Below are 23524 nucleotides of genomic sequence, written 5' to 3'. Positions count from 1 at the left end.
GATCGCTCAAAAGTTATCAAGTCAATAGTAGCGATCGCACTCAATAATTCCATCATATAAATAAAAAGTAAAAACATGATGTCAAAAAATTCCAATCGCCCAACAGTTTATGATGCTGTCCTTGGTGGTCAAGAAAAAGCGCCTCCTGGTGCTGTAGTATTAGGAGGACTAGAAGGTGTTAAAAGACGCTTGGCAAATCCGGTAATTGAACAAAGAATCGCTGCATTAGAAGAAGCACTCAAGTATGGCGAAGCAGGTTTGGAATTGGTAATCTGGGCGTTAGACGATAAATTATGGAAAGTACGCCAAGCAGCTTATTCACTACTAGCTTCTCGACCAGAACCTATAGTACAAGAAATACTTCAGGACTATAGTCATAAAATTGACAGATATGATGCTTTCGTAGCGATGGCGCGTGCTGGCGGAGTGTCCGATGTCGATACGCTGATGGATAATCTAGAATATGACCGCAATAGCGCCACCTACAAGTTAGTTGACTTTACACTGGGCTTAGTTGATACTTTTCAAGGTCAAGACCGAATTCGACATTACCTGTTCAATGGCACACAGGTACAACGTAATTATGCAGCACTTTACTTTAAGCGAAAAGGTGCAAAAGATATTTTAATTGAAGCAGTGCAGCAGGGCTGTATTGACAGAGTGCAAGCATTTTCTAAATAAAACAGCAATGTCAGAAAATCCCAATCAACCAAGAGAATATGATGCAGTACTTGGCGGACAAGTACCACCTCCAAAAGATGGTGTGGTTTTAGGAGGTATTGAAGGTGTTAAACGACGGTTGATCGGCGCTACATCCCTAGAACAACAAATTGTCGCCGTTGAAGAAGCCCTAAAGTATGGCCAAGCTGGTACAAAATTGGTGTTTCAGATTGTAAATACTGAATCGGAAAAGTTGGAATTTACAGTATCGTCACTGCTGGGACAACAAGCATTAGCAAAAGTACAGTCCCATCTACACAGTGATATACCATTAATCTCTGCGGTTGATGTAAACTACAGTCGTTTGCAAAATTTGCTCGCTTCCAGAAAGTGGAAAGATGCAGACCAAGAGACTGCTAGTATAATGCTGCGCGTATGCGATCGCATACCACAAGGATTTTTAGACCCATCAGACGTTGAAAAATTCCCTTGTGAAGATTTAAACACGATTGAAACTCTCTGGCAAAAATATAGCAATGGACGCTTTGGCTTTGTTGTACAGACGCATATCTGGCAAATCGTTGGCTGTACATCCAATCCTGACTGGGAAGCCTGGTGTCGCTTTGGTAAAGGTGTGGGATGGTTTTCTCAAGGTGCTTGGCGGTATTGGAATGACTTGACATTCGATTTGAGTGCTAACGTAGGACACCTACCCCGTGGCGGTGCATTTATAGGTTGGGGGTTAGGTGACTTTTGGACAGGTTGCAGAACCCTGTCTGCGCTTGCAGAGAAATTAGCAAGCTGCAAAATAGCCTAAATTTGGGAACACTGGTATTAGCAACAGGTAAAAAGCGATGCCAGATAATCCCAAACAACCAAGAGAATATGATGCTGTACTTGGCGGAAAAAATCCTCCGCCAGTCGATGGTGTAGTTTTAGGCGGATTGGAAGGCGCAAAACGAAGTTTCGCTAGCAGTGATGAAAATTACCGCTTTTTAGCGCTTTCGCAACTCATTAACTATAGACAGGAAGGCTGGGATTTAGTAATCCAGGCTTTAAAAGACCCATCAAAAAGGGTACAGTTAGCAGCATATAAATTATTACGGGATATCTCAGAATTAAAAGTAAAACAGGCAATCTTAGAATTTAATCCCTATCGATTTTTTGAGTGTGTTTATACAATTGAGCTTAATAAGTATTATGATGCAGCGATCGCTATTCATCCCGATGGCAAAACCCTCGTGTGTTGCGATGCTAGCGATAGTTCTTATGAAGAATCTCAAAGAGATGGCAGTATTGTTGGTGGGACTTATCTAGATTTTAAAAAGTGGGATTTGAAGACAGGAAAAAGTCTTCACACCATCAATAAAACCTTTGCTACGAGAATGAAGCAATACCCAGAACATTTAACTTTCAGTTCCGATGCTCAAACGTTGGCGATAGTTGGTTTTCAGCATGACAAGACCATTATAACTGAAATTTGGAATCTCAATACTGAGCAATTAAGTCATTTTATTAGCGGACAACCGTTGGGGGACTCTAGAATTAGAACGCGTAATACTATTACCGCTACTACTCTTAGTTCTGATGGCAAAATATTAGCTAGCGGTAATGAAGCTGGTCATATTATCGTCTGGGATTTAGAAAATAAACAAAATATTGACATTACCAAAGGACATTTACAACGTATAACTTCTGTCGCTATTAATGCAGATACAAACATCCTCGCAAGCGCTAGTTATGATAAACCTATAAAAATCTGGGATTTTAGAACTGGAAGTGAAATTTACACATTGGTAGGAGAGGATACTTTTGACTATAATTCTAATCGTGTATTGTTGACAATTAGTCCGAATGGAAGAACTTTAATAACTAGCGACCATCATATGCCAAAACTCATCAGAATATGGGACTTGAGAAGTGGTAAAGAAATTCATAAATTATTTAGTAATACCGATCCATTGAGATGTTTTACTTTGAGTGCAGATGGAAAAATATTTGTTAGTTGTGGCGGTGATATTAATATCTGGAATTTGCAGACACAAGAATTACTTGCTAAACTTCCTGATGCCACAAGTGTTACTATTAGTCCAGATGGGCAGACTATTGTCAGTTACGTTGGGAAATTCATTCAAGTATGGCGAGTTCCATAGAATCAAGGATAGGTGCGATTCCAAATAAGTGCGATCGCATTTCCTGAATTGGGAACACTGGTATTAGAGTCGAGGAAGAGAATGATGCCAAATAATCCCAATCAACCGCAAGAATATGATGCTGTACTTGGTGGACAAGCACCACCTCCAGTTTCCGGTGTAGTTCTAGGCGGAATCGAAGGCGTTAAGCGTCGTCTTTTAAGTAATAATTTAGAAGCAAAAATGGCTGCACTCACTGAAGCTATCAACTATGGTGACGCAGGCTTAGAGTTAGTCATTCAAAGTTTACAGAATGAATCAGTACAGTTAAAAGCGGTAGCATATAAGTTATTACATAAAAGAAAAGAAGCTGGTGTTGAACAGGTTATTGCAGCTTTCAATCCATACCATTATAAATTTTTTGAATGTTTAACTACTTTAACCGGACATACATCTGATGTATATGGAATAGCATTTAGTCCCAATGGACAAACTATTGCGAGTGGAAGCCATGATAAAACTATCAAATTATGGAATATTCAAACCAGCCAATTAATTTCCACATTAGGTGAAGGTTTATCATCTCTTTATGCCCTTGCGTTCAGTCCAGATGGAAAAACTTTGTATAGCAATAATTGGAATGAAATAAAAATTTGGAATTTACAAAATCAGCAAGAAATTCGTACACTTAAAGGGCATTTTGATGCTGTTTTATCTCTTGCTGTTGCTCCTGATGGCACTCTAATTAGTGGTAGTCAAGATAAATTGATTTATGTTTGGGAACAACCCCGTTCAGGAAAATATGATGTTTTGGGAGAGCATCCTTGTTACGTTTGGGGAATGAATACTGTTAAGGTTTCCCTTAGTATTGATGGGAAGATTTTGATTAGTGGTAGTGCTATTGATAGGGCAATAAAAGTTTGGAATTGGAAGCAAAGACAACAAATTACAACTCTAGGAAACGAAACATTGGGTTTAAATAATTATGTACCAGGACTTTCTTGTGTTGCTATCAGTCCAGATGGAACAATTGCTATTGCTGGAGGAGAAAATCAGGTTGATGTTTGGGATATAGAAAAAAGAGAGAAAATTTATACACTTACCCTGGAAGCAGATAATAAGATTCACTCAATATCTGTTAGTAAAGATGGTGAAGCTTTCTTTGGAGGTTTAAATAATGGCATTATTAAAATTTGGAATTTGCTTACAGGTGAAGAAATTCAGGACTTAGAAGGGCATTCAGCTAATGTTATGTCTATTGCTGTGAGTCCTGATGGAAAAACTGTTGTTAGCGGAAGCATTGATAGAACTATTAAAATTTGGGGTATACCAGAGTAATACTAATTCATAATTCGTAATTAGGACTTTTGCAAGAGGTTAACTATCTAGGCTGGGAAAGATGCCCAGCCCAAGCACTTTTTTACACCCAACGCCCTACAACTACTCGCACAGTTCCATCTGCTAATACTTCTTCATCCTCCACATTAAAACCTTGTTCTTGCACCGTTGCCATCAAGGTTTTATGAGCATATTTTTGGCTGATGGAGTTAACAAACTGCTGTTGATTAATTTTTGCTCCCCAAAAGTCTGCAACTATTTCGTAATTTTCACCACTGCGGCGAAAACCTAAATCATAACCATTCTTCTGGCGAATCACATACTCGGCTTGAGTCGTATCGCCTTGATATCCGCGTACATTCGTGTTGCATTCAACTTGATAGTTTAATTCTTGCAAAACTTGATGCAGAATTTCACCGTGTTTGATTTGGACTTTGATAGTTGTGAAATGAGACATAATACCAATTTGGGATTTAAGATTTGGGATTTTGGATTAAATAACGAGGCGCAGGAAACACGTATTTTTTCTATTTTAATCGACTTCTAAAGGGCCTATTCCTTGTTCAGTTGAGTATTGTTTTAATTCTTCTACCAACAGCACATCATTGGAGGCGGTTCTAGCACCTGCTTGTGCTGCCCATTGCTTTAATGCTTCAATTTGTTCATGCGCGATCGCAGCTAGTGGCACTGTCTGCGCTACAGCCTGTAAAATATCTTCTGTATTAAAGTCTCGGCGCTGTCCCTCAATTCTTGTGGAAAATGCTTGGTGCATGGCATCAACGATTACCTGCTCAATTTCCGCACCGCTAAAATTGAGACTCTGTTTAGCTAACAAAGCTAAGTTAAATTCTCGCAGCCGATTCGGGCGTAACCGTTGCAAATGCACTTTAAAAATCTCTTGGCGTTCGGTTTCTGTAGGTAAATTCAAAAAGAAAATTTCATCAAATCTTCCTTTCCGCAACAACTCGGCTGGTAATATTTTGACGTTATTTGCGGTGGCGACAATAAACACACTCGCGGTTTTCTCTTGCATCCAGGTAATCAAACTGCCAAACACGCGGCGCGATGTCCCCGAATCCCCATCAATGCTACTGGTAATATTGCCAAAGGCTTTATCAATTTCATCAATCCACAAAACGCAGGGTGCCATTGCTTCAGTTAGCTGAATCATTTGGCGCACGCGGCTTTCACTTTCGCCGACAATCCCACCAAATAAACGCCCAGAATCTAATCTTAATAAAGGTAAACGCCATTCATGGGCAATTGTCTTGGCCCAAAGAGATTTACCTGTTCCCTGAATGCCCACAAGTAACATCCCTTTGGGGTTAGGAATACCGTAGCGTCTGGCTTCTTCGGTAAAAGCATCTTGGCGCATTAGTACCCATTGTTTGAGTTGATCTAATCCACCAACTCGTTTGAGTGATTCTTGGGGTGTGAAAAATTCTAAAATCCCAGTTTGGCGGATTGCTTGCTTTTTCTCTTCCAATACGCCGTCAATGTCAGACTCATTTACTTGTTGTTTGGCTGCTAGAGCTTTTGCCAATACTCTAGAAATTCGGGTGCGGCTTAAACCTTGACAGGCTTTAACTAACTGTTCTCGCGCCAAACCAGAAACATTTAATTTATCTGGTACTACTAACTGTTGGATTAAATTATCTATTTCGCCAACGCTAGGTAAGGGAAAATCCACTACTGTCACTTCTTGCAGTAACTCGTCGGGAAGTTCTAAAGTATGGCTGGTGGTAACGATAATTTTACGCGATCGCTTTAACTCCCGCGTCAAGTTTCGCAACTCTCGCACAATTGGGGCATTTTTCTCAGTCGTCGGATTTTTCACAAATGGATGCAAATCCCGCAGTACAAACATCGCAGGTATTTGGGCATCAGCTTTGCCAATTCGCCCTAACGCCGCCATCACCGAACCTTTATCTGCACCATTGTCACTCCAACCCCGGACAATATCCCAAAATAAAAGCTGTCGTTTGGGCACAGAACGTAATGCAACTTGCTGCAACACTTCTTCCACAGGTTCTTCTTCAACGGAAATCACATACAGTAAGGGATACCGTGCCCGAATCATCAAATCAAGTTGCTCTACTAAGGAGGTGTATTGCTGATTCTCGCTGTTATGAGTTGCATCTCCTTTTCCATATTGATGAAAATTGTTCATTTCGCTTGAAAATGGGTATTAGGGTATAAGAAAAAGAGTTTTTAGCGCTGTTTAAAACTCTTATCTTTGCGCTTTTGCGCTATTTGAAATGGTGAACCAGCGCTGCGGGAGGGTTTCCCTCCGCAGGCGACTGGTGTTAGCGTAGCGTTAGCGACGCAGGAGCGTCACCCGAAGGGTATGTTTATTTCTGCCGTGCTGTACTAGTAATTGATTAGTCTTAATTAATACTATATCCTTTCCAAAGATACTATAGCAAGCGCCAAGATGGTTAGGACGCAAAATGCAAGACATCTTCAATGGCGTCTCGTAAACAATCAAACTGCTCCAGTTTTTTGCGGATTCGACTTTTTAGTATTTATCACTGATATGCTTCCATTGTAGAGCGATCGCTTCTGATGGTCTGCACCCAGTAAAAAATAATAATTTTACTAAAGGAGCATAGTAGCTGTAGAGTTTACTCTCCTCGAACGCTTGAATTATGCTATCCCGTTCTTCCTTAGTAAAAGGATTGATTTCATATTCTGCCGATTCCGACTTCGGCATCTGAATATCTTTTGCCATACTTTGAAAGGGATTGGATTTAATTAGCTGACTTTTAAGTGCCCAATCACAGCAAGCATTTATATTTGTCAAAGTACGTTTAGCTGCATTAGCACTGAGATTTGCAAGTAAATAGTCTCGAATTGCGATCGCATCATCTAAAGTTTTAGTTGCTAACTTAGCAATGTGATTGCGATACTTGCGGTAGTCAACTGCATAAGTAGAAGGACTAACCTGTGGTTTTTTAAATTCAGTGTATTTTTCCCATAATTCTCCCAAGTCTGGTTGGGGTTTAGGTGAAGGTGTAATTGGGGTAACGGTGCTTAATGACGCTGCTGGTTTGTACTTAACTAAACTGGCATCAAACTCTCCATAGTCAATATCTCTCTGGATTTTTGTCGCCAAAGCCGATGCTTGATGTCTTCCAAAAGGTGTATCGTCGTGCCTTGTTGAAAGATAGAAACGCTTGGTTTTTAGCTCTCCAGTCGGAGTAATAATAGGACGAGAAAAAACTAATTGGAGCCTGCCGTTAGAGTTCTTAATCTATACTGAACCCCGACGGGCAATACTTTGAGATTTTTGAGATTCCATAAGGGTAATTAACTGGGGTAAAGACCTTTATCCTTTCGCTTTACCCCAGTTTTACCCCAGAAATACTTATTGGGGTAAAAACCTCTACCTTACATTTTTACCCCAGTTTTACCCCAGTTCTTTACCCAAACTACCCAAAATAACCCCAAAAATCTCTAAAGGCTTTGAAAACAAGCTTTTAACGCCCAATAAAAAAGGGCTTGAAAACCCTGTAATGCTTATATTTCTTTAAAGGCGGCACCCGGATTTGAACCGGGGGTGGAGGTTTTGCAGACCTCTGCCTTACCACTTGGCTATGCCGCCACAGCAAGATTCCCTGAACTACTTTTATGTTGCTAAGGTATCTTAGCAGCTATTTAGCAGTCATAGGACGCTAGTTAAACCATGATAGCATAGGATTTTGAGGTAGAGATAGTAGGTTAACTGGATGTTTTTGGTAGGCTTTAGGCGATCGCGAGAAAATTTTGATTGCAAGTCGATCGCAGCACAAACAAATCTTAGCTGATTAAAGAGATTTGTAACTCCTCACTCTTAACTTGTTACACCTTTACTTCATCGGCAAAATTACCCCAGCGCAGAAAGTGAAATGGGCCAGCGATAGAACCCCAGAGACGTTCATCGGTGTCTAAATCTCTTCCCCTGTCGAGGCTGAAAAATTCTTTAGCGTCAATCTCAAATTCGTTATCTAGATAAGTATTTTTGCCGTCGCGAAACACTATGCAGCCTTTACCAGGTTCAACTCTGCCTTTGAAGCTTTTACCTGTCCACTCTACAATCATGTTGCAACCTGGCATTTTTTCCAATTGGTCAAGAGACAACTCTTTGAGGCGTTCGGGTTCGCGAGATGCACCGTAAAATTTCTCTTCTTGTTTAACGGTGTAGTGTTCAATCGCAATGTGGTTTTCTGCCGGAATTAACTTCATTACCCGCATCCGGTAGGGTTGATTGAGCGCAAAATCATAAGCTTGTTCGAGAAACAAACTTACCCCTGAGAACAATTCTAAGGGAAGGGGACGGATACAGACGCGGATATGAGCATAAAAAGGCGGATTTTCAAAAGCTTGTTCTTGATTGCTAAAGTCAGCTGCCATCCAGCGAGCTAAGGTGGCGATATCAGTAGAATGAGTCATTACAAAACGATTGACTAGTTACTTAAATACGATCTAGGATTATTTTGACACTCCCCTGGCTCAAAAATCCTGGCTGCGATCGCAATTTTTATCGCAATTTTTAAAATATATCTAGGATAGATGCTCTGATTGAAGAAAATTAGCCGCTTGAGTACAAGTAAAACTTTACATCTTGTACCTAACAACTAGAACTCGTTAAGCATTTATTTTGGCAAAATCCGCACGCTATCTTTTCTCTGTGTGCTGAAGCCAGATTGCTCTCAGGTAGGCTTTTCTTGTAAACCTGGAGAAAAGCAGGAGAATAGTTAGTCAATAATAGGCATGGGGATAATTGTTAATTATCTCATGCAAATCACTCAAGGCAAAGTAAAGTACTCATGCTCAGGCACTTAATTGCGATCGCTACTGCCACTATACTCTTTAGCAATTCTTTAACACTGGCAGCGAGTAAACCGCCGAAACCACCCGATGAATTTCCTCCCAACCCTCTAGAGATTACCACACCCGATCCACTGTCACCGCGATCGCCCAAGGATAAACAGCCGTTAACTCCCCAAGAACGGCAAAAGTTAGAACCAGCGTTAGATGCCCTAAATCAAGAAGCGGCGGCGAAACTACAAGCAGGTGAACAGGTGGCGGCGTTTGAAATTTGGAACCGAGAATTACGTTTGCGGCGCTTTTTAGGTTCATTAGCAGAAGTGCAAGCATTATCACGAGTTGGCGCGATCGCTTGGAAGCTAAACGACGGACAAGAAGTACAATATATAACGGAACGATTGCAAACAATTCAAAAACAAGCCCAATCTCAGAAAAAAGCTGCCCCAATCGATTTAGAATTGTGGCGATCGCTAGGTGAAGCTTACAAAAATGTGCGATTGTCTAAACTAGCTATAGAAGCTTACAACCAAGTTTTGCTAGTAGTGCGACAACAACAAGACCAGACAGCGGTATTAGAAACCCTCAAAACAATTGGAGAACTGCATTTGAGTTGGTTTGATTATCGCAAAGCGGCACCAATCTATGAGGAATTGTTGAGTTTCGCTACATCCCAAGGCGATCGCGTAAATGAAGTAACATATCTGCAACAATTGGCTTATATTTACGAGCAGACAAACCAACCGCAGCAGTCATTAAATGTACTTAACAAACTAGTAGAAATTTATGCCAATGAAAATAAGCTTACAGAAATACTAGAATTAAAGCTAGCGATCGCTTCAGATTACGAATCTCTAGCTAAGAAAGATCCTAATTTACTGCTAGAAGCTTTTAATAATTATCAAGAAGCTTATACCACTGCTTGGCAATTAAAAGAATACGTTCGGGCTGCTGATGCTTTGCAAAAGTTAATTGCGTTGTATCGTTCCCAAGGACAAACAGAAGAGGCTTTGCAGGCTAGTGAAATTCTAGTGCAGATACAGGCGCAAGCTGCCAACTTTTACGGAATGATGCAAGCTTATGACCAAATTGGGCAATTGTATCTAGAACGCAAAGAATTTCCTCAAGCATTAACAGCTTTTCAACAAGGGTTAAAACTGGCGCAACAACTCAAACATGAAGAAGCATACTTTACTGGGCAAATTAAAAAACTGTCGAACGCAAATTAACTGAAATTTCTGCGATCGCTTAACATAAAAATACCCGCTACGCTTACCCCCAAGGTGAAAAGCTATGTCAGAAACCACCCTAGCTGCACCAGATATTCAACTCCCACCCACCCAAGCAGAATTACCATACGATGACGGTATTCCGATGGAAAGCGCACGACATAAAACCCAGATGGATTTGCTGATAGATGCTCTGATACCTTGGTTGGAAGAACGAGAGGATGGGTTTATCGGCGGTAATATGTTTGTTTACTACAGTCTGGCCCAAGCACGAAACAAAGACTTTAAAGGGCCAGATTTTTTTGCTGTGTTGGGAGTCCCGAAAAGAGAACGTCGCAGTTGGGTGGTTTGGGAAGAGGAGAAAGCACCAGATGTAGTCATTGAATTGCTTTCTGACAGCACAGCCCAAGCAGATAAAAATGAGAAAAAGCTGATTTATCAAAATAAAATGCGTGTACCAGAATATTTCTGGTATGACCCTTTTAACCCTGATGATTTGGCTGGTTTCTCTAATGAAAAAGGAGCTTATCAACCTATTGCAGTCAATGCTCAAAATCAGTTAGTGAGCCAATCTTTAGGGTTAGGATTGCAGTTGTGGCAGGGAAGTTATAAAGGTATTGATGCTACTTGGTTACGCTGGGCAAATTTGGCAGGAGAATTACTACCAACTCCTGAAGAAAAGGAACGTCAAAGGGCAGACAAAGCAGAATCGCAGTTATTGCAAACTGCACGCAACTTACTTGAGTCTGGAATGCCAATAGAACAGGTAGCGAGATTAACAGGCTTGAATGTATCTGAGATAGAAATGTAGAACTTAGAAGATTTGATTTTGAATGCGTTCTTCTCTCAACTCATCTATAAAAGCATTAACATCAAAGTTTTCTGGTAATTCTGCCTCTACAACTAAAATCCCTTCTTTTCGATAAATGTTTGGTTGGTTAAGGGGCAGTATATTAGCTATCTCAGAGTTTTGTTGAGTATGTTCTTCAGTGATTTATTGACTCAGCGTATCAATTTTTTCTGTAATAGCTTGCAAAATAAACTGCTCAGTCGAAATTCCCTGACTACTTGCCCATTTTTCAATCTTTTGTTGGAGTTGGGGAGGAAAGTTCATATATGTAAATACAATTAATACTCCAATTGTAAAAGGCGATCGCTTACCACAGTCTATGTTCACACATTGCCAAAGCATCACTGTATAGTGGTTCGGCATCGCTGTACCGCCCTTGGCTTTTGTGGAGTAAAGCTAAATTGTTCAAGCTTAATGCCACATTGGGATGGTCGCCAGCAAACAGGCGCTTTGTCATTGCCAAAGCATCACTGTATAGTGGTTCGGCATCGCTGTACCGCCCTTGGCTTTTGTGGAGTAAAGCTAAATTATTCAAGCTACTAGCCACATCGGGATGGTCGCCAGCAAACAGCGCTACTAACATCGCGCTTTAAGTTACTAAAATAACGAGTTTAGTTACTACCACTACGATTTTTGTGACAAACATGATTATTTTTGTTACAATATTACCAATTTGTTAGTAAAATAACGAGTTTAGTTACCACCACTACGATTTTCGTTGATATTGCTGGCGCTATCGTTACATTTAAGACTTTTTAAATTCAGCGACATTGAAATTTCACTTCGTTTGAAAGATATTTTGTACCATTTTTTTGTCTGCATTCGCCGCCGCCTTATCCAACTCTGCAATCTCACCAGCGTTTAATTGCCAACCCAACGCCCCAAGATTCTCTTTCGCTTGTTCCACGCTCTTTGCTCCAGGGATAGGAATAGTTCCTTTACAGATGCACCAATTAATTGCTACTTGTGACATAGTTTTGTTTCTAAATTGTGCCACTTCTCGCAAACATTCCAAAAGCGATTTACCAGCAGAAGCCGCTTTGCTTTTACGCATTCCTGATAATATTTGCTTAAATAACAGACCTCGAATGCCTTTAGGCAAAGGGCCTTGCTCAGAGTATTTTCCTGTTAGTAGTCCCAAAGCTAGAGGGCTGTAGGCAATCAATTTAATATCCAATTCATCACAAAGGTCTTTGAGCTTGAGTTGAGTGACAGGATATGTAGACAATAGAGAGTATTGAACTTGCAAACTTGTAATCGGAACGCCTCGTTGGGCGAATTTTTTCTGCACTCGCATCAGCCGTTTCGGCCCATAATTGGATAATCCCACGCCCTTAACCAGTCTTTGCTCATACAAATCGGCAAGACCATCTAAAAGTCCTTCCTCTTGCCAAGGAGCATAGTTTGCTGTTGACCAATGCATCTGTACCAAATCAACATTTTTTCCCAGGCGTTGAGCAGATGACTGGCAAGCCTTTACCATTGATTGACGCGTCCATCTCCACGGGTAAGCAGCAAGCTTAGTTGCAATACAAATATTTTCTTTGCCTGAACCTACATATTCTCGGTTAAATCGTCCCAGAAGCAACTCGCTGCGACCATTCAATTTCCCTGTTCCGTAAGAATCACCTGTATCAAATAAAGTTACACCGTTGCTGACACAAAGGTTAAAGACGGCTTGCAACTGCTCATCCATACTTTCGTCATATCCCCAAAGCAGTTGGTTGCCCCAAGCCCAAGTACCGCAGCCCATGCTTGGGAGTGAGAGTTTTTGGAGAGTCTGCATCTTTGCTATTTGTAGATTGCCTTATTAATTATCAGGCATATATAGTAGAAATCATTTATTAAAGAAAGGCAGGAGGCAGGGGGCAGGGGGCAGGAGGTTGGAAGTAGGAGGTCGGAGGCAGGAGGTTGTAGAAAATAATTTTTATCTCTGTTTTTCTTCGTTTAACCGAAGCACAAAAAAGGCAGACTCCTTGTCTGCCCCTTAAGACCTGAGAGTTAAATTTTTGGTTTTAGACCTTAATAGCGGCCACCACCACCACCACCATAGTTTCCTCGTCTACCACCAGAGGAACCGCCCTCTGTTTTGGGTTTGGCTTTATTAACTTTTAAGCTTCGACCCATCCATTCAGCTTTATCAAGGGCATCAATTGCCGCTTGTTCTTGTGCGTCTGATTCCAATTCCACAAACCCGAAACCTCTCATCCGACCTGTTTCTCGATCGACAGGCAATTGAACATTTTTTACAGTTCCATATTCTGCAAAGACTTGCCGGAGGTCATCTTCTTTAACCTCATAAGATAGATTGCCGACGTAAATTGACATAGAATGTCTCCAGAATCAGAGGGTGTAGAGATTTAGATCCGGAGAGGTCTGTAATACAAATATACATAAAAACAAACTGTACAGCCGAATTTCATCTTCCATGCATACTTTAACATAAATGGAGAAGTTATGTTTTTAAGTAACACTATACTTAATCTGTCGATCTAAGTACTCAGATAGTTGGCAAAACTAGTAGTCTGGCAACCCAAAAATGTTAGGTGGAGGTTGGGTAAAGGGTAAAGGGTAAAGGGTAAGGGATAAAAAACATGAGTCCCTTTCCCCTTCCCCTTTACCCCGCTTGCAATGCCTTGGCGTACTACTAGTTTCAAATCAACCTAGCAACGATCGCATGAAATATGCAGCAATCAAAAAATTTTCATCACTGAACTTAATTTATCTTCAAAGAATATTAATTGGTAATTTTTAGATTTTGTTCGATCAAAATTTCGAGAGAGAACAAATCAATAAAACCAGTGCGATCGCTTGTAACGTAAAATTAGTTTCCATCCAGCATTTGCTAACACCTTGACGCCCATGTTTTGCGACTACCTCATCCAAATCCTGACTGCCCGTGTATATGATGTTGCCCAGGAAACACCACTCGAGTATGCTCAAAATTTGTCTGCGCGGCTGAATAATCAACTCCTGTTGAAACGTGAGGATATGCAGTCAGTATTTTCCTTTAAACTGCGGGGTGCTTATAACAAAATGGTGCAACTGCCCCCAGATATATTGGCGCAGGGTGTAATTGCCGCATCTGCGGGAAACCATGCTCAGGGAGTCGCCCTGGCAGCCAATCGTTTGGGAACCAGAGCGATTATCGTCATGCCAGTAACCACACCCCAAGTGAAGGTAGATGCGGTGAGAATGAGGGGCACAGCAGTGGTGTTACATGGAAACACTTATGACGATGCTTATAGCTATGCCCGTGAATTAGAAATAGAAAAAGGATTGACTTTTATTCATCCCTTTGACGATCCCCATGTAATTGCTGGACAAGGAACAATTGGGATGGAAATTTTACGGCAATATCAGCAACCCATCCATGCAATTTTTGTGGCAATTGGAGGCGGCGGATTAATTTCTGGGATTGGGGCTTATGTAAAACGATTGCGTCCCGAAATCAAAATTATTGGTGTTGAACCAGTAGATGCTGATGCCATGTCTCAATCACTTAAAGCTGGACATCGAGTGCGCTTGTCTCAAGTGGGGTTATTTGCTGATGGCGTAGCGGTGCGAGAAGTAGGTGAAGAAACCTTCCGTTTATGTCAGCAGTATGTAGATGAAATTATTTTGGTGGGTACAGATGATACTTGCGCTGCGATCAAAGACGTGTTTGAGGATACGCGATCCATTTTAGAACCAGCTGGTGCATTAGCGATCGCAGCCGCCAAAGCCTACGCCGAAAGAGAACAAATCGAGGGACAAACTTTAATTGCTGTTGCCTGTGGTGCAAACATGAATTTCGATCGCCTCCGCTTTGTCGCAGAACGCGCAGAGTTAGGCGAACGCCGCGAAGCAATCTTTGCAGTCACAATTCCAGAGGAACGGGGAAGTATTCGCCAGTTTTGTGAATGTATTGGCAACCGCAATCTGACAGAGTTTAATTATCGCATTGCTGACGAAAAAACAGCCCATATTTTTGTCGGCGTGCAAATTCAAAACCGTGCTGATGCTGTCAAGATGGTAGAAATCTTTGAAGCTCATGGATTTGAAACCCTTGATTTAACGGACGATGAGCTAACTAAACTACATCTGCGGCACATGGTGGGTGGACACTCTCCCCTAGCTAACAATGAATTGCTCTACCGTTTTGAGTTTCCCGAACGTCCCGGCGCATTGATGAAATTTGTTACTTCCATGAGTCCCGACTGGAATATTAGTCTTTTTCACTACCGCAACAACGGCTCAGACTACGGACGAATCGTTGTCGGTATCCAGGTTCCTCCCCACGAAATGCAAGAGTGGCAAGCTTTTCTCGATAACCTGGGCTATCGCTATTGGGATGAGAATAAGAATCCGGCATACAAGCTGTTTTTGGGATAGGCGGGGAAGAGGCAGAGGAGCAGAGGGGGAGTATAACAATGCCCAATGCCCAATCCCCAATCCCCAATGCCCAATCCCCAATCCCCAATTTAACGAGAACTCCCCTTCAATATCAGATTTGAGTCCCAAGTATAGAAGCCAATTTGATTAGGAACCCTAGCGAATCTACCTGTGCGATAGCCTCTAGATAGTTCATTCAGCACCTTATTTTTGATCTCTCTAATTTGCTGAGAATCTAGTTCTCCATAAATTCCGGCGATGACTTCAGCCACGCTGAAAATTTTACCTGGATTTTGTTTTAACAGAGAGGTGAGGGCATCAATTAAGAATTGGCCCTCAAAGGCTTTGAGCATCGGTACTGTTTTTGTCGGAGGAACGAAAGGCTTCTTATTTTTGTTCTTGATATTCCTAGAAGCACCATTGCGATTACTTGGGGCTACTAAACTTAAATCTAGAGTATAACAACCTGGCTCATCGGGAATAGTTACCCAGTAATTCCTTTCTCTGCCTTGGGTGAGGGAAGATTGCACTCTACCTTTAACTACTTTGAATAGATTGGAATCTAACTCTCCATAAAGCGATCGCACGATAAAATCGATATGACAAACAGTACCTATCTGTTCTTGCAATAGCTGTTTTATGGCTTCCATTCGCGAGATAGCGTGCTGATACTGAGGTAGCATCGGAATTTCCACTACCTTCGTTGAACTATCGTTGTTCTCTGGAGCGATCTTTGGATCTGTTGATGTCGTTTGAGATTGACTCTCTTTTGTATCAACAGCAGAAAAAGAATTATTTATCTCAACTTGATCTGAGTCTTTTTCTACTAACTCTAAAGACTCCACCAAGTTGATTTTGTCGATGTCATCAAGGGGTGATAAAAACCGCAGAGAACTTTCCCCAGAAAGATTTGAGGTTTCATCAGCCGCCGTTAATCTTGATATCTGCTTGTTGGTATCAGAAGAAGACCAGTTAGACAGCAATGCTTCTACATGGTCGAGCTGCGATCGCGCCTGCACAAAGAGGCGTTCATACTCTTCTGTAAGGCGAGCATAATAGTCTCGTAATTCCAACAGTGGTGAGAAAAAGGTTTCTGGAGGCGGTTCTAATTGTCCATTTTGAGTCATAGGGCTTTAATCAATTTAAATCGATGTCACTTTTATAAGACATTGCTCTGGGTTTTGCCTTGTGAGATGCAGGTTGGGATTTCTTAGGCGGTTGGGGAGGGCGACATCTCTCACAATATAAAGGTCGAGGGCCGAAAGTCTCGCGTTTTGTCAGATCGTTACACTCTTTACAGACAAACTGGAAAACACGAGTATGAATCTGTCTTTTGTGCGCCCTGACAGTATATTCTCTAACATCAATGAATTTACTTGCCATAATCAGGAATTGTGAATTGCCGACGTTATCAATGTCCTATCAATATAGCTATTCAAGCAAATCAAACCGCATCAGTGTGTGTTTATGTAGAAGTTTTATTCAAATCAGTGAATTTGACATCTAGACATAAAGTGCAAATGAGCAATTTGAGATTTAGCCGTTGACTATATCTCTCAGCATATAATTGGTGATGAGCAAACACTACTATCATTCTTTAGGCGCAGCAATTTACATTGCCATTGCCCTGATTAGAAAAATGGATCGGGAAAGTCCAGGATTATTTACTTCCAGTACTATTGATTGGCAAAGGGCGCGATCGCCAGTGTCTCTAATAGCCCATCATAAAATTACCGCACTCCTAACCCCTCTTCTTCATGCTAGATGGGTAATGCTTAATGAAGCCATTCCTGTCTAAAGAACAACCGCCTCCTAAAACAGGAGGCGGCGATCGTTGTTAATCAAAGTATGATTTCAATAAGTTTGATCCCTCTATTAGTAGTATGTCAAGTCAACTTCACGGGGTCAATAACTTTGTAGTCAGAGCTTTAGCCCTTTGTTAAGCGCTCAAGCGCTTATTATTAACCCATGAATTTCAACTTAACAGACTACTGCTGACTGGGAGTAGCAGGTTGTGATTGAGGTTGTTGGCGTAAACGACGCAAAGAGTCCCGCAATTTATTCTGGCTAGCGTTATCTCTTCGCCGCCGCCGATTTGTGGTTGTTTGTGGCTTTTGTGATGAATCGGTAGTCGTTTGCTCGCGCTGGATGCGGCGTAGGGACTCTCTTGTAGTTCCTTGAGTACGAGTTGTTCTAGCTTCAGATGATGAGTTTCTCGCAGGACTTTCTGCTCTTTGAGGTTCCAGTCGCCGACTAAATCCAGATATTGCTGGTCTTGATGGGGGTGCCAACTCTCTGCGCCTACGTCTTGGAGTTTCCTGTGTAGAGTTAGCAGCCGTTGTTTGCTGGCTTCTCTGTGTCTCTTGTGCTTGTCTTTGTGTTCTCCGTTCTTGAACTTGGCGCGATCGCCGTGAGCCTTTGATGGCATATTCAGTGGCTATAGATACCCCTTGTCTACCACCTTCTGTGGGTTTTAATTTCCAGTCACGCGCTTGTCTCTTGGTTTCTTCATCCAAGTCGCGGTTTCCACTAGAGCGAGCAATCCGCACATTAGTAACATTACCTTGTGCATCAGTATCTACAGCTACTTCTACTCTGCCTTCAACTCCTCGCCGTCTTGCTGCCTCTGGATATTTGGCATTACATTCGCGGCAGGCTGCACGACCATTACCATTACCTGAACTGTTAATTTTTGGAGTTGTAGGCGCTGTTGCTACTGTGGGACGGTTTCCTGTTCCACTACCAATTCCACTACCAGTGCCACTACCGATGCCACTACCAGTGCCGCTACCGATGCCGCTACCAGTGCCGCTACCGATGCCACTGCCTCTGCCACTACCAATTCCACTACCGATGCCACTGCCTGTGCCACTACCAATGCCGCTACCAGTGCCACTGCCTGTGCCACTGCCAATGCCACCGCCGGTGCCAGTGCCAGTACCTCCGCCAGGGCCAGTACCGCTATTTGTACCTACAGCAATACCACTACCTGAGCCTAAACCAACACCAGATCCGCCGCCGCCGCCACCGCCACCGCCACCACCTGGTGAACTTGCTTTGGAATCTTCAGACGGAGCTGATTGGGGAATGGATGATGCAGATTTCACAGGTACTTCTGGTACCGCTCGTGGAATAGGTGCAGATTTCACAGCAACTTTCGGCTCGATCGGAATTGCTTTTGGCGGCGTATCTATCGCCTGTGGCTTCTGAGGGACTGCTGTAATCTGTTCAAATTTTTCTACTGGTGGAGTTTCTATAGGCTGTTTTTGGACAATCTCTGGTTCTTTATTTATTTCTTTTGGAATCTCTGCAATTGGTTTTTCTGGTTCCGCAGTCGGAGCATCCACGAGCGCCAACTCTATTGGTTCTTCTTCTCCTGTAGGTACTCTGGTCAAATAATTACTTATGCCAGAAGACAGTACGCCGATATGCAGCGCCAGTGAACCTATCAGACTGTAAGTCAGAAAAGACTTGAGAGCCTCAACTTCTTTGGAACGTTGCTCGACAGTAATGCCAGAAAAGCTCATAGCTATTGCTACCTATTCTCACTAATTTAGCTATCTTAGAATGCAAGGTTACAAATATCAAGTAAAAATTCAAATTAATTGCGATCGCTTTACAGAATCCTGGACTAGGATAAACATCTTTTTAAACCACCAATATCATGCTTTTTGGACAAAATTAACTTTTATTGCAATTAAATTAAATTAATTTATGTAAAACAAACGAACAAGTAAATAAAAATCATGATCGTTTCATTTGAAAAATTTCTCATTATATCTTATATTTTGTTGAGAATAAGTTTCATCTTTTCTCTAGATTCTGGTAGTCTAATTTTGTATTGTGGATGACGTTATAGAGGCACTACATGGAAATTCAGAATTTATTTGCAGCAGGTGGTATCGTCATGTGGCCCCTGTTGGCGTTTTCGGTAGTAGGTGTGGCACTGATTGTCGAGCGGATTAGATTTTGGGTAAGAATCAATCAGCGTCAAAACCGGGTGGTGCGAGATGTTTTGAATCTCTACCGTCTCGATAATATTGTCGGTGCAATGGATAAACTTCAGAAAAACGCAGATTTGCCACTCGCTCGGATTTTTCTGGCGGCTTTAGAATTAGAAGAGCCAAACCCGGAGGAGTTTCGTTTGGCGTTAGAAAGCGAATCACAGGCTGAAATACCTGTGTTAAAACGTTTCCAAAACCTTTTTGAGACAATCATTAGTCTGGCACCACTGTTAGGTCTTCTCGGCACAGTATTAGGATTGATAGCTTCTTTTGCTTCCCTAAATCTTGGTGATGTGGGAGGTAGCAAAACGGCAAGTGTTACGGCTGGGATTAGTGAGGCTCTAGTATCAACTGCATCAGGATTGATCGTTGCTATATTCATACTCATGTTTGCCAATACCTTCCGGGGATTGTACCAACGGCAAATTGCACTAATTCAGGAGTATGGGGGACAGCTAGAATTACTTTACCGCCGTCGCTATGAACGAGGAGAAAAAACCTATGCGTCTACCAGATGAACCAGAACTTCCGCTCCAGATCAACATCGTGCCGATGATTGACGTGATTTTTGCAATTTTGACATTTTTCATCATGTCAACTCTGTTTTTAACACGTTCGGAAGGTTTGCCAGTCAATTTACCGAAGGCCGCCACAGCTAAACAACAGCAAGTTCCCACTAAAATTACCATTACGGTAGATGAAAAAGAACAGGTAAGCCTGAACCGTAAACCAATTGCAGTTGATGATTTAACAGCGCAAGTGCGGACTTTAGTTGGTTCTAACCCGGAAGTATTAGTGATTATTAATGCTGATGAAAAAGTTGATTATGGCCGGGTGGTAGCGGTAATGGATCGGGTACGTCAGGTTCCGGGAGCTAAATTAGCGATCGCTACCCAAAGAGAGTAAATAGATATATTAGGCATCAGAAGTTCAGAGAGTCAGGAAAATTCTATATTCTGACTCCTAACTCCTTCTTGTCTAATAAACATCTCTAGCAATTATGCGTTGTCCAAAATCCTTGTTATACACAATTCATTAATTTTGCCTAGCTAATTTTCACCAAATATTTAATTCTAACAGCAGTAACTTTTATTAACGTGAGTTCGACAAGCCCTTTTTTGACCTCTCCCTCAACCCCTCTTAGACACCCCTACCGTGATACACAAGTCGAATTACCCCCCTTAATCCCCCCGATGTATTGGGAGGAAACCGGAAAATCTAGTTCCCTCCCCAATACATACGGGGAGGGTTAGGGTGGGGTAATTCGAGGACTAGTAGCGATTCGATAACTTGTGTATACACCGTAGCTTGGACACCCAGAGGGGAGCCAAAACCCTAATTTCTCGTTGCTCCTCCCTTTCTCCGTGGGAGAGGGAGGTTGTCCGGGAGAGGTTCATCGAACTCACGTTTTATTAATGTAGGTTTTGCTAAGGTTAAGTTTCAGCCGAATGCTTCCATTCTAGTATCTAGAATCACGACATAATCCAAACTGACTTGATAAATTGCTAATTACACGAACAAAATAAGGCATAGCAAATTTATACAAGCAGGTAGATTATCTGATGACTATTCCAGAGTCAATTAAAAAATTCATTACATGGATACAAGGTTTTGATCGTCGTGTTTTACACAATGAAGATGACGTAAAAGAAAAGTTAATTTTGCCCATGTTCCGCTATCTCTGCTATCCAGAGATATGTCATCGTGAATACTCTTTGAAAACATATCAATCAGAAACACACACCAAAAATCCAGAAATTGCTCAGATTTATTTTGCCACAGATGATGTTAAGAAACAAAATACAGATACATCACTCATTTTTGTAAAAACGATAGAACCGCATAAAACTAAGTTAAATAAAGCTATTGAGCAAGCTAAATTTTATAGTAATCATTTTAATCCACTATTTTTTATTGTCACTAATGGATATGAAATTAAGGTTTTCCAGCGCCTAGATTATAATCGAGAAGAATTAGTATTCGATCTAAATATAGATGCCTTTAAAAATAACGATATCGTCTCAAAGTTTTATAATAAACTAAATTTTGATGTAGTTAAAAATATTGATAAAAATATAACCGATATTTTGACATATTCTAAATGTAACTTAATAGAAAAATTAATTATACGCCATCCAGATTTACAGTATTTTTTAGAAAAATGTGATTTTGAGCCTTCTATAACACTAGAAGGCTGCCACTTAGTTGTTGTTAAACCAAAAGTAGCGATCGCCTGTAATTTACCCAAAGCTTTTGGAGAAGGTAATTGTCAAATAGAATTCAGTAGTATTCTTTTTAAAGGTTTAAAAATTCACTTAAATCATCAAGATATTTTAGGTCATTTAATGACTGGATTGCACACTCAACCAGATTGGGGGTGTCGTCGTTTTTTAAAACAGATAGATAAAGATAGTTTTACAGTAAAATTGGGTCAAATAACAGTCATTTTATCCAACTTAGAAGCAATAGACTTGTGTTTGTGTATTGATGAAGTTTGCCAAAAATATAAAAACTCAATAATTGAATTTGAAAATGCTTTAGAAACATGGGATTTTGAATTCATCAAATTTTCAGAAGTTCGTGGTTTTATACTTTTTTCTGTTAGGCAAGAATTATGGGAGTTAATGCAACAGTTTTTTAAAGAATTTGATTATAATAAAGGCAAGTCAGAATGGCATCTATTTCATAGAAAAAATATCTCAATTCGAGTGAGTAAAGGAATTCGCGATCGTGCATTTATCTTTCCCAAATTTAACAGAGATTTCTCTTTATTACCTAGTAATCAAATTGATATAATCTACGAGATAAATGATATTAATTTACAATCTATAGAAAAAGCTAAATTTAGCTTCTGGCAGCAAGATATTGGAGTAAGAGGAACTTGGACAGCTAGATATACCAAACAATGGTTATTAGATAAATATATTCCCAAAGTTATTAATTATAACTCTAACAAATCTCAATTATCTGAATCTGAATTGCTAGCAAAAATAACAAATTACAGAAATGAACGTGTGCTGATTAAAGAAATTGATAATATTAAAGATTTAGTACCTTATCTTCGTGACATCCAATCTTGGCTACATATCTATGTGGAAAATATTGCGGCTTCGCTATTGAAGCCATATTACCAAGCCTATACAAATTTAGTGCGTAACACAGATTCTTCCATAACAGGCATAGACTATATTTTTGGAAATTTGCAAAGAGTTGAGTGGAAAAATACGCCAGAAGAAAATTATAGCAATTCCACAGACTGGAAAAACTTGACTTTTAAATATGCTATAGATTGCTTAGATCGGCAAGTAATAAGAATAAATAATAGTGAATACGAGAATAGTTTCAAAGCAGATTTAATCACTCGGATATTTATTTGGATTATAGAAAATGGTAAAATATCTTTTTCACAAGCTCAGTTAAATGCTGCTAAACAGGCTTTAATACCAATTTGGGAACAAAGCCGCTTTGAAATGCGCTATATTTATCCTAATCAATAAAATTACATAATCTGCTGTAAATCTAACACAAACCCAGGTAGTATATTTTCTCCTGATAAACTAGTAGGATTGTCTAATATCTCTACATCTTTACCTGGACGATAAATTTCCACTCGCTTGTTTTTCCGGTCAATTAACCAGCCTAATTGAGTGCCATTTTCGATATACTCCTGCATTTTATCTTGCAATTCTTTCAAGGAATCAGTACGAGAACGCAACTCTACTACAAAATCAGGACAAATTGGGGCAAATTTTTCTTGTTGTTCTGGAGTTAAAGCATTCCATCGCTCAATTTTCACCCAAGAAACATCAGGAGAACGTTCTGCACTATTAGGTAGGGTGAAACCAGTTGAAGAATCAAAACCTTTGCCTAATTTAGTTTGTTTATTCCAGATTCCTAATTCAACAACCATATCAAAGTTACGGTTGCCAGTATCACTACCTGTAGGTGGCATAATTAATAATTCCCCTGATGCTGTACGCTCAAATCGATAATCGCGGTTTTTCTGGCACATCTGGAAAAATTGCTCATCAGTCAAGTCAATTTTCAATTTGAGTGTAGAAGGGAAGGTGGTTGTCTTAGCGTTCATAGGCTATTGTGAGCATCTTAGTTTCTATTTTAGTAGTTTCAAGC

The 23524-nt window shown here is 40.7% G+C and carries 22 protein-coding genes, 1 tRNA gene and 1 pseudogene; 11 read left to right on the top strand and 13 right to left on the bottom strand.

Annotation, left to right across the window (positions count from 1 at the left end):
• The first annotated feature begins 75 nt into the window (after positions 1–75).
• From RMZ42_RS19670 to RMZ42_RS19655, 4 genes are all read left to right on the top strand, one after another.
• Entirely contained in the window at positions 76–681 is a 606-nt protein-coding gene (locus RMZ42_RS19670; RefSeq protein WP_322672972.1) for a hypothetical protein, read from the top strand.
• A 7-nt stretch (positions 682–688) separates the two neighbouring features.
• The gene (locus RMZ42_RS19665; RefSeq protein ID WP_322672971.1) at positions 689–1477 is read left to right on the top strand and encodes a GUN4 domain-containing protein; all 789 of its coding nucleotides are present in this window, start codon (positions 689–691) and stop codon (positions 1475–1477) included.
• A gap of 37 nt (positions 1478–1514) precedes the next feature.
• Positions 1515–2813, top strand: coding sequence for a WD40 repeat domain-containing protein (locus RMZ42_RS19660; protein WP_322672970.1), 1299 nt, complete (start codon positions 1515–1517; stop codon positions 2811–2813).
• An 81-nt stretch (positions 2814–2894) separates the two neighbouring features.
• Positions 2895–4130 carry a WD40 repeat domain-containing protein gene (locus tag RMZ42_RS19655; RefSeq protein ID WP_322672969.1) on the top strand — a complete coding sequence of 412 codons (1236 nt, stop codon included), beginning with the start codon at positions 2895–2897 and terminating at the stop codon, positions 4128–4130.
• An 82-nt stretch (positions 4131–4212) separates the two neighbouring features.
• On the opposite strand, the gene RMZ42_RS19650 is transcribed toward RMZ42_RS19655, so the two are convergent.
• From RMZ42_RS19650 to RMZ42_RS19630, 5 genes are all read right to left on the bottom strand, one after another.
• The gene (locus tag RMZ42_RS19650; RefSeq protein WP_322672968.1) at positions 4213–4587 is read right to left on the bottom strand and encodes a DUF1257 domain-containing protein; all 375 of its coding nucleotides are present in this window, start codon (positions 4585–4587) and stop codon (positions 4213–4215) included.
• A gap of 75 nt (positions 4588–4662) precedes the next feature.
• Positions 4663–6300: an AAA family ATPase gene (locus tag RMZ42_RS19645; RefSeq protein ID WP_322672967.1), complete on the bottom strand. Its 1638-nt coding sequence runs from the start codon at positions 6298–6300 to the stop codon at positions 4663–4665.
• A 348-nt stretch (positions 6301–6648) separates the two neighbouring features.
• Positions 6649–7335 carry a tyrosine-type recombinase/integrase gene (locus RMZ42_RS19640; protein WP_416211825.1) on the bottom strand — a complete coding sequence of 229 codons (687 nt, stop codon included), beginning with the start codon at positions 7333–7335 and terminating at the stop codon, positions 6649–6651.
• A gap of 328 nt (positions 7336–7663) precedes the next feature.
• Positions 7664–7734: transfer RNA gene (locus tag RMZ42_RS19635), tRNA-Cys, on the bottom strand.
• A gap of 236 nt (positions 7735–7970) precedes the next feature.
• Positions 7971–8561, bottom strand: a complete 591-nt coding sequence (locus tag RMZ42_RS19630; protein WP_322672965.1) for a chromophore lyase CpcT/CpeT — start codon at positions 8559–8561, stop codon at positions 7971–7973.
• A 377-nt stretch (positions 8562–8938) separates the two neighbouring features.
• On the opposite strand from RMZ42_RS19630, the gene RMZ42_RS19625 reads away from it, so the two are divergent.
• Positions 8939–10165: a hypothetical protein gene (locus RMZ42_RS19625; RefSeq protein WP_322672964.1), complete on the top strand. Its 1227-nt coding sequence runs from the start codon at positions 8939–8941 to the stop codon at positions 10163–10165.
• 64 nt (positions 10166–10229) lie between these two features.
• The gene (locus RMZ42_RS19620; RefSeq protein WP_322672963.1) at positions 10230–10976 is read left to right on the top strand and encodes a Uma2 family endonuclease; all 747 of its coding nucleotides are present in this window, start codon (positions 10230–10232) and stop codon (positions 10974–10976) included.
• A 183-nt stretch (positions 10977–11159) separates the two neighbouring features.
• Here the strand turns inward: RMZ42_RS19620 and RMZ42_RS19615 are convergent, their stop codons facing one another.
• From RMZ42_RS19615 to RMZ42_RS19600, 4 genes and pseudogenes are all read right to left on the bottom strand, one after another.
• Positions 11160–11342 carry a hypothetical protein gene (locus RMZ42_RS19615; RefSeq protein ID WP_322672962.1) on the bottom strand — a complete coding sequence of 61 codons (183 nt, stop codon included), beginning with the start codon at positions 11340–11342 and terminating at the stop codon, positions 11160–11162.
• Position 11343: 1 nt separating this feature from the next.
• Positions 11344–11586, bottom strand: a pseudogene (locus tag RMZ42_RS19610) (tetratricopeptide repeat protein); the annotation flags it as partial.
• 207 nt (positions 11587–11793) lie between these two features.
• Positions 11794–12801 (bottom strand): aldo/keto reductase, encoded by a 1008-nt coding sequence (locus RMZ42_RS19605; RefSeq protein ID WP_322672961.1) that lies wholly within the window; start codon positions 12799–12801, stop codon positions 11794–11796.
• A gap of 236 nt (positions 12802–13037) precedes the next feature.
• Positions 13038–13343 carry an RNA-binding protein gene (locus RMZ42_RS19600; RefSeq protein ID WP_322672960.1) on the bottom strand — a complete coding sequence of 102 codons (306 nt, stop codon included), beginning with the start codon at positions 13341–13343 and terminating at the stop codon, positions 13038–13040.
• Positions 13344–13877: 534 nt separating this feature from the next.
• Between RMZ42_RS19600 and ilvA the strand changes: the two genes are divergently transcribed.
• Positions 13878–15389 carry a threonine ammonia-lyase, biosynthetic gene (ilvA, locus tag RMZ42_RS19595; RefSeq protein ID WP_322672959.1) on the top strand — a complete coding sequence of 504 codons (1512 nt, stop codon included), beginning with the start codon at positions 13878–13880 and terminating at the stop codon, positions 15387–15389.
• 89 nt (positions 15390–15478) lie between these two features.
• On the opposite strand, the gene RMZ42_RS19590 is transcribed toward ilvA, so the two are convergent.
• Both RMZ42_RS19590 and RMZ42_RS19585 read right to left on the bottom strand, forming a co-directional pair.
• A complete protein-coding gene (locus RMZ42_RS19590) occupies positions 15479–16516 on the bottom strand; it encodes a hypothetical protein (protein ID WP_322672958.1) in 1038 nt (345 codons plus the stop codon).
• Between the two features lie 10 nt (positions 16517–16526).
• Positions 16527–16772, bottom strand: coding sequence for a hypothetical protein (locus tag RMZ42_RS19585; protein WP_099099597.1), 246 nt, complete (start codon positions 16770–16772; stop codon positions 16527–16529).
• 190 nt (positions 16773–16962) lie between these two features.
• Between RMZ42_RS19585 and RMZ42_RS19580 the strand changes: the two genes are divergently transcribed.
• Entirely contained in the window at positions 16963–17187 is a 225-nt protein-coding gene (locus tag RMZ42_RS19580) for a hypothetical protein (protein WP_322672957.1), read from the top strand.
• A 190-nt stretch (positions 17188–17377) separates the two neighbouring features.
• Here the strand turns inward: RMZ42_RS19580 and RMZ42_RS19575 are convergent, their stop codons facing one another.
• A complete protein-coding gene (locus tag RMZ42_RS19575; RefSeq protein ID WP_322672956.1) occupies positions 17378–18916 on the bottom strand; it encodes a TonB family protein in 1539 nt (512 codons plus the stop codon).
• A 341-nt stretch (positions 18917–19257) separates the two neighbouring features.
• On the opposite strand from RMZ42_RS19575, the gene RMZ42_RS19570 reads away from it, so the two are divergent.
• The 3 genes from RMZ42_RS19570 to RMZ42_RS19560 all read left to right on the top strand — a co-directional run bounded on the left by RMZ42_RS19570 (position 19258) and on the right by RMZ42_RS19560 (position 22890).
• On the top strand, positions 19258–19911 hold the full coding sequence (locus RMZ42_RS19570; RefSeq protein ID WP_322672955.1) for a MotA/TolQ/ExbB proton channel family protein: 654 nt from the start codon (positions 19258–19260) through the stop codon (positions 19909–19911).
• Positions 19895–20299 carry an ExbD/TolR family protein gene (locus tag RMZ42_RS19565; protein WP_094352241.1) on the top strand — a complete coding sequence of 135 codons (405 nt, stop codon included), beginning with the start codon at positions 19895–19897 and terminating at the stop codon, positions 20297–20299. Before RMZ42_RS19570 ends, RMZ42_RS19565 begins: the two co-directional genes overlap by 17 nt.
• A 656-nt stretch (positions 20300–20955) precedes the next feature.
• Positions 20956–22890 (top strand): hypothetical protein, encoded by a 1935-nt coding sequence (locus tag RMZ42_RS19560; RefSeq protein ID WP_322672954.1) that lies wholly within the window; start codon positions 20956–20958, stop codon positions 22888–22890.
• 2 nt (positions 22891–22892) lie between these two features.
• Here RMZ42_RS19560 and RMZ42_RS19555 read toward each other — a convergent pair whose 3' ends face one another.
• Positions 22893–23480 (bottom strand): Uma2 family endonuclease, encoded by a 588-nt coding sequence (locus RMZ42_RS19555; protein ID WP_322672953.1) that lies wholly within the window; start codon positions 23478–23480, stop codon positions 22893–22895.
• Positions 23481–23524: the final 44 nt, after the last annotated feature.

Source organism: Nostoc sp. DedQUE05 (assembly GCF_034530955.1).
In the GTDB taxonomy this organism is placed as follows: domain Bacteria; phylum Cyanobacteriota; class Cyanobacteriia; order Cyanobacteriales; family Nostocaceae; genus Nostoc.
The sequence above is the reverse complement of the archived record's forward strand: the minus strand, read 5'-3'. Positions and strand labels throughout refer to the sequence as shown.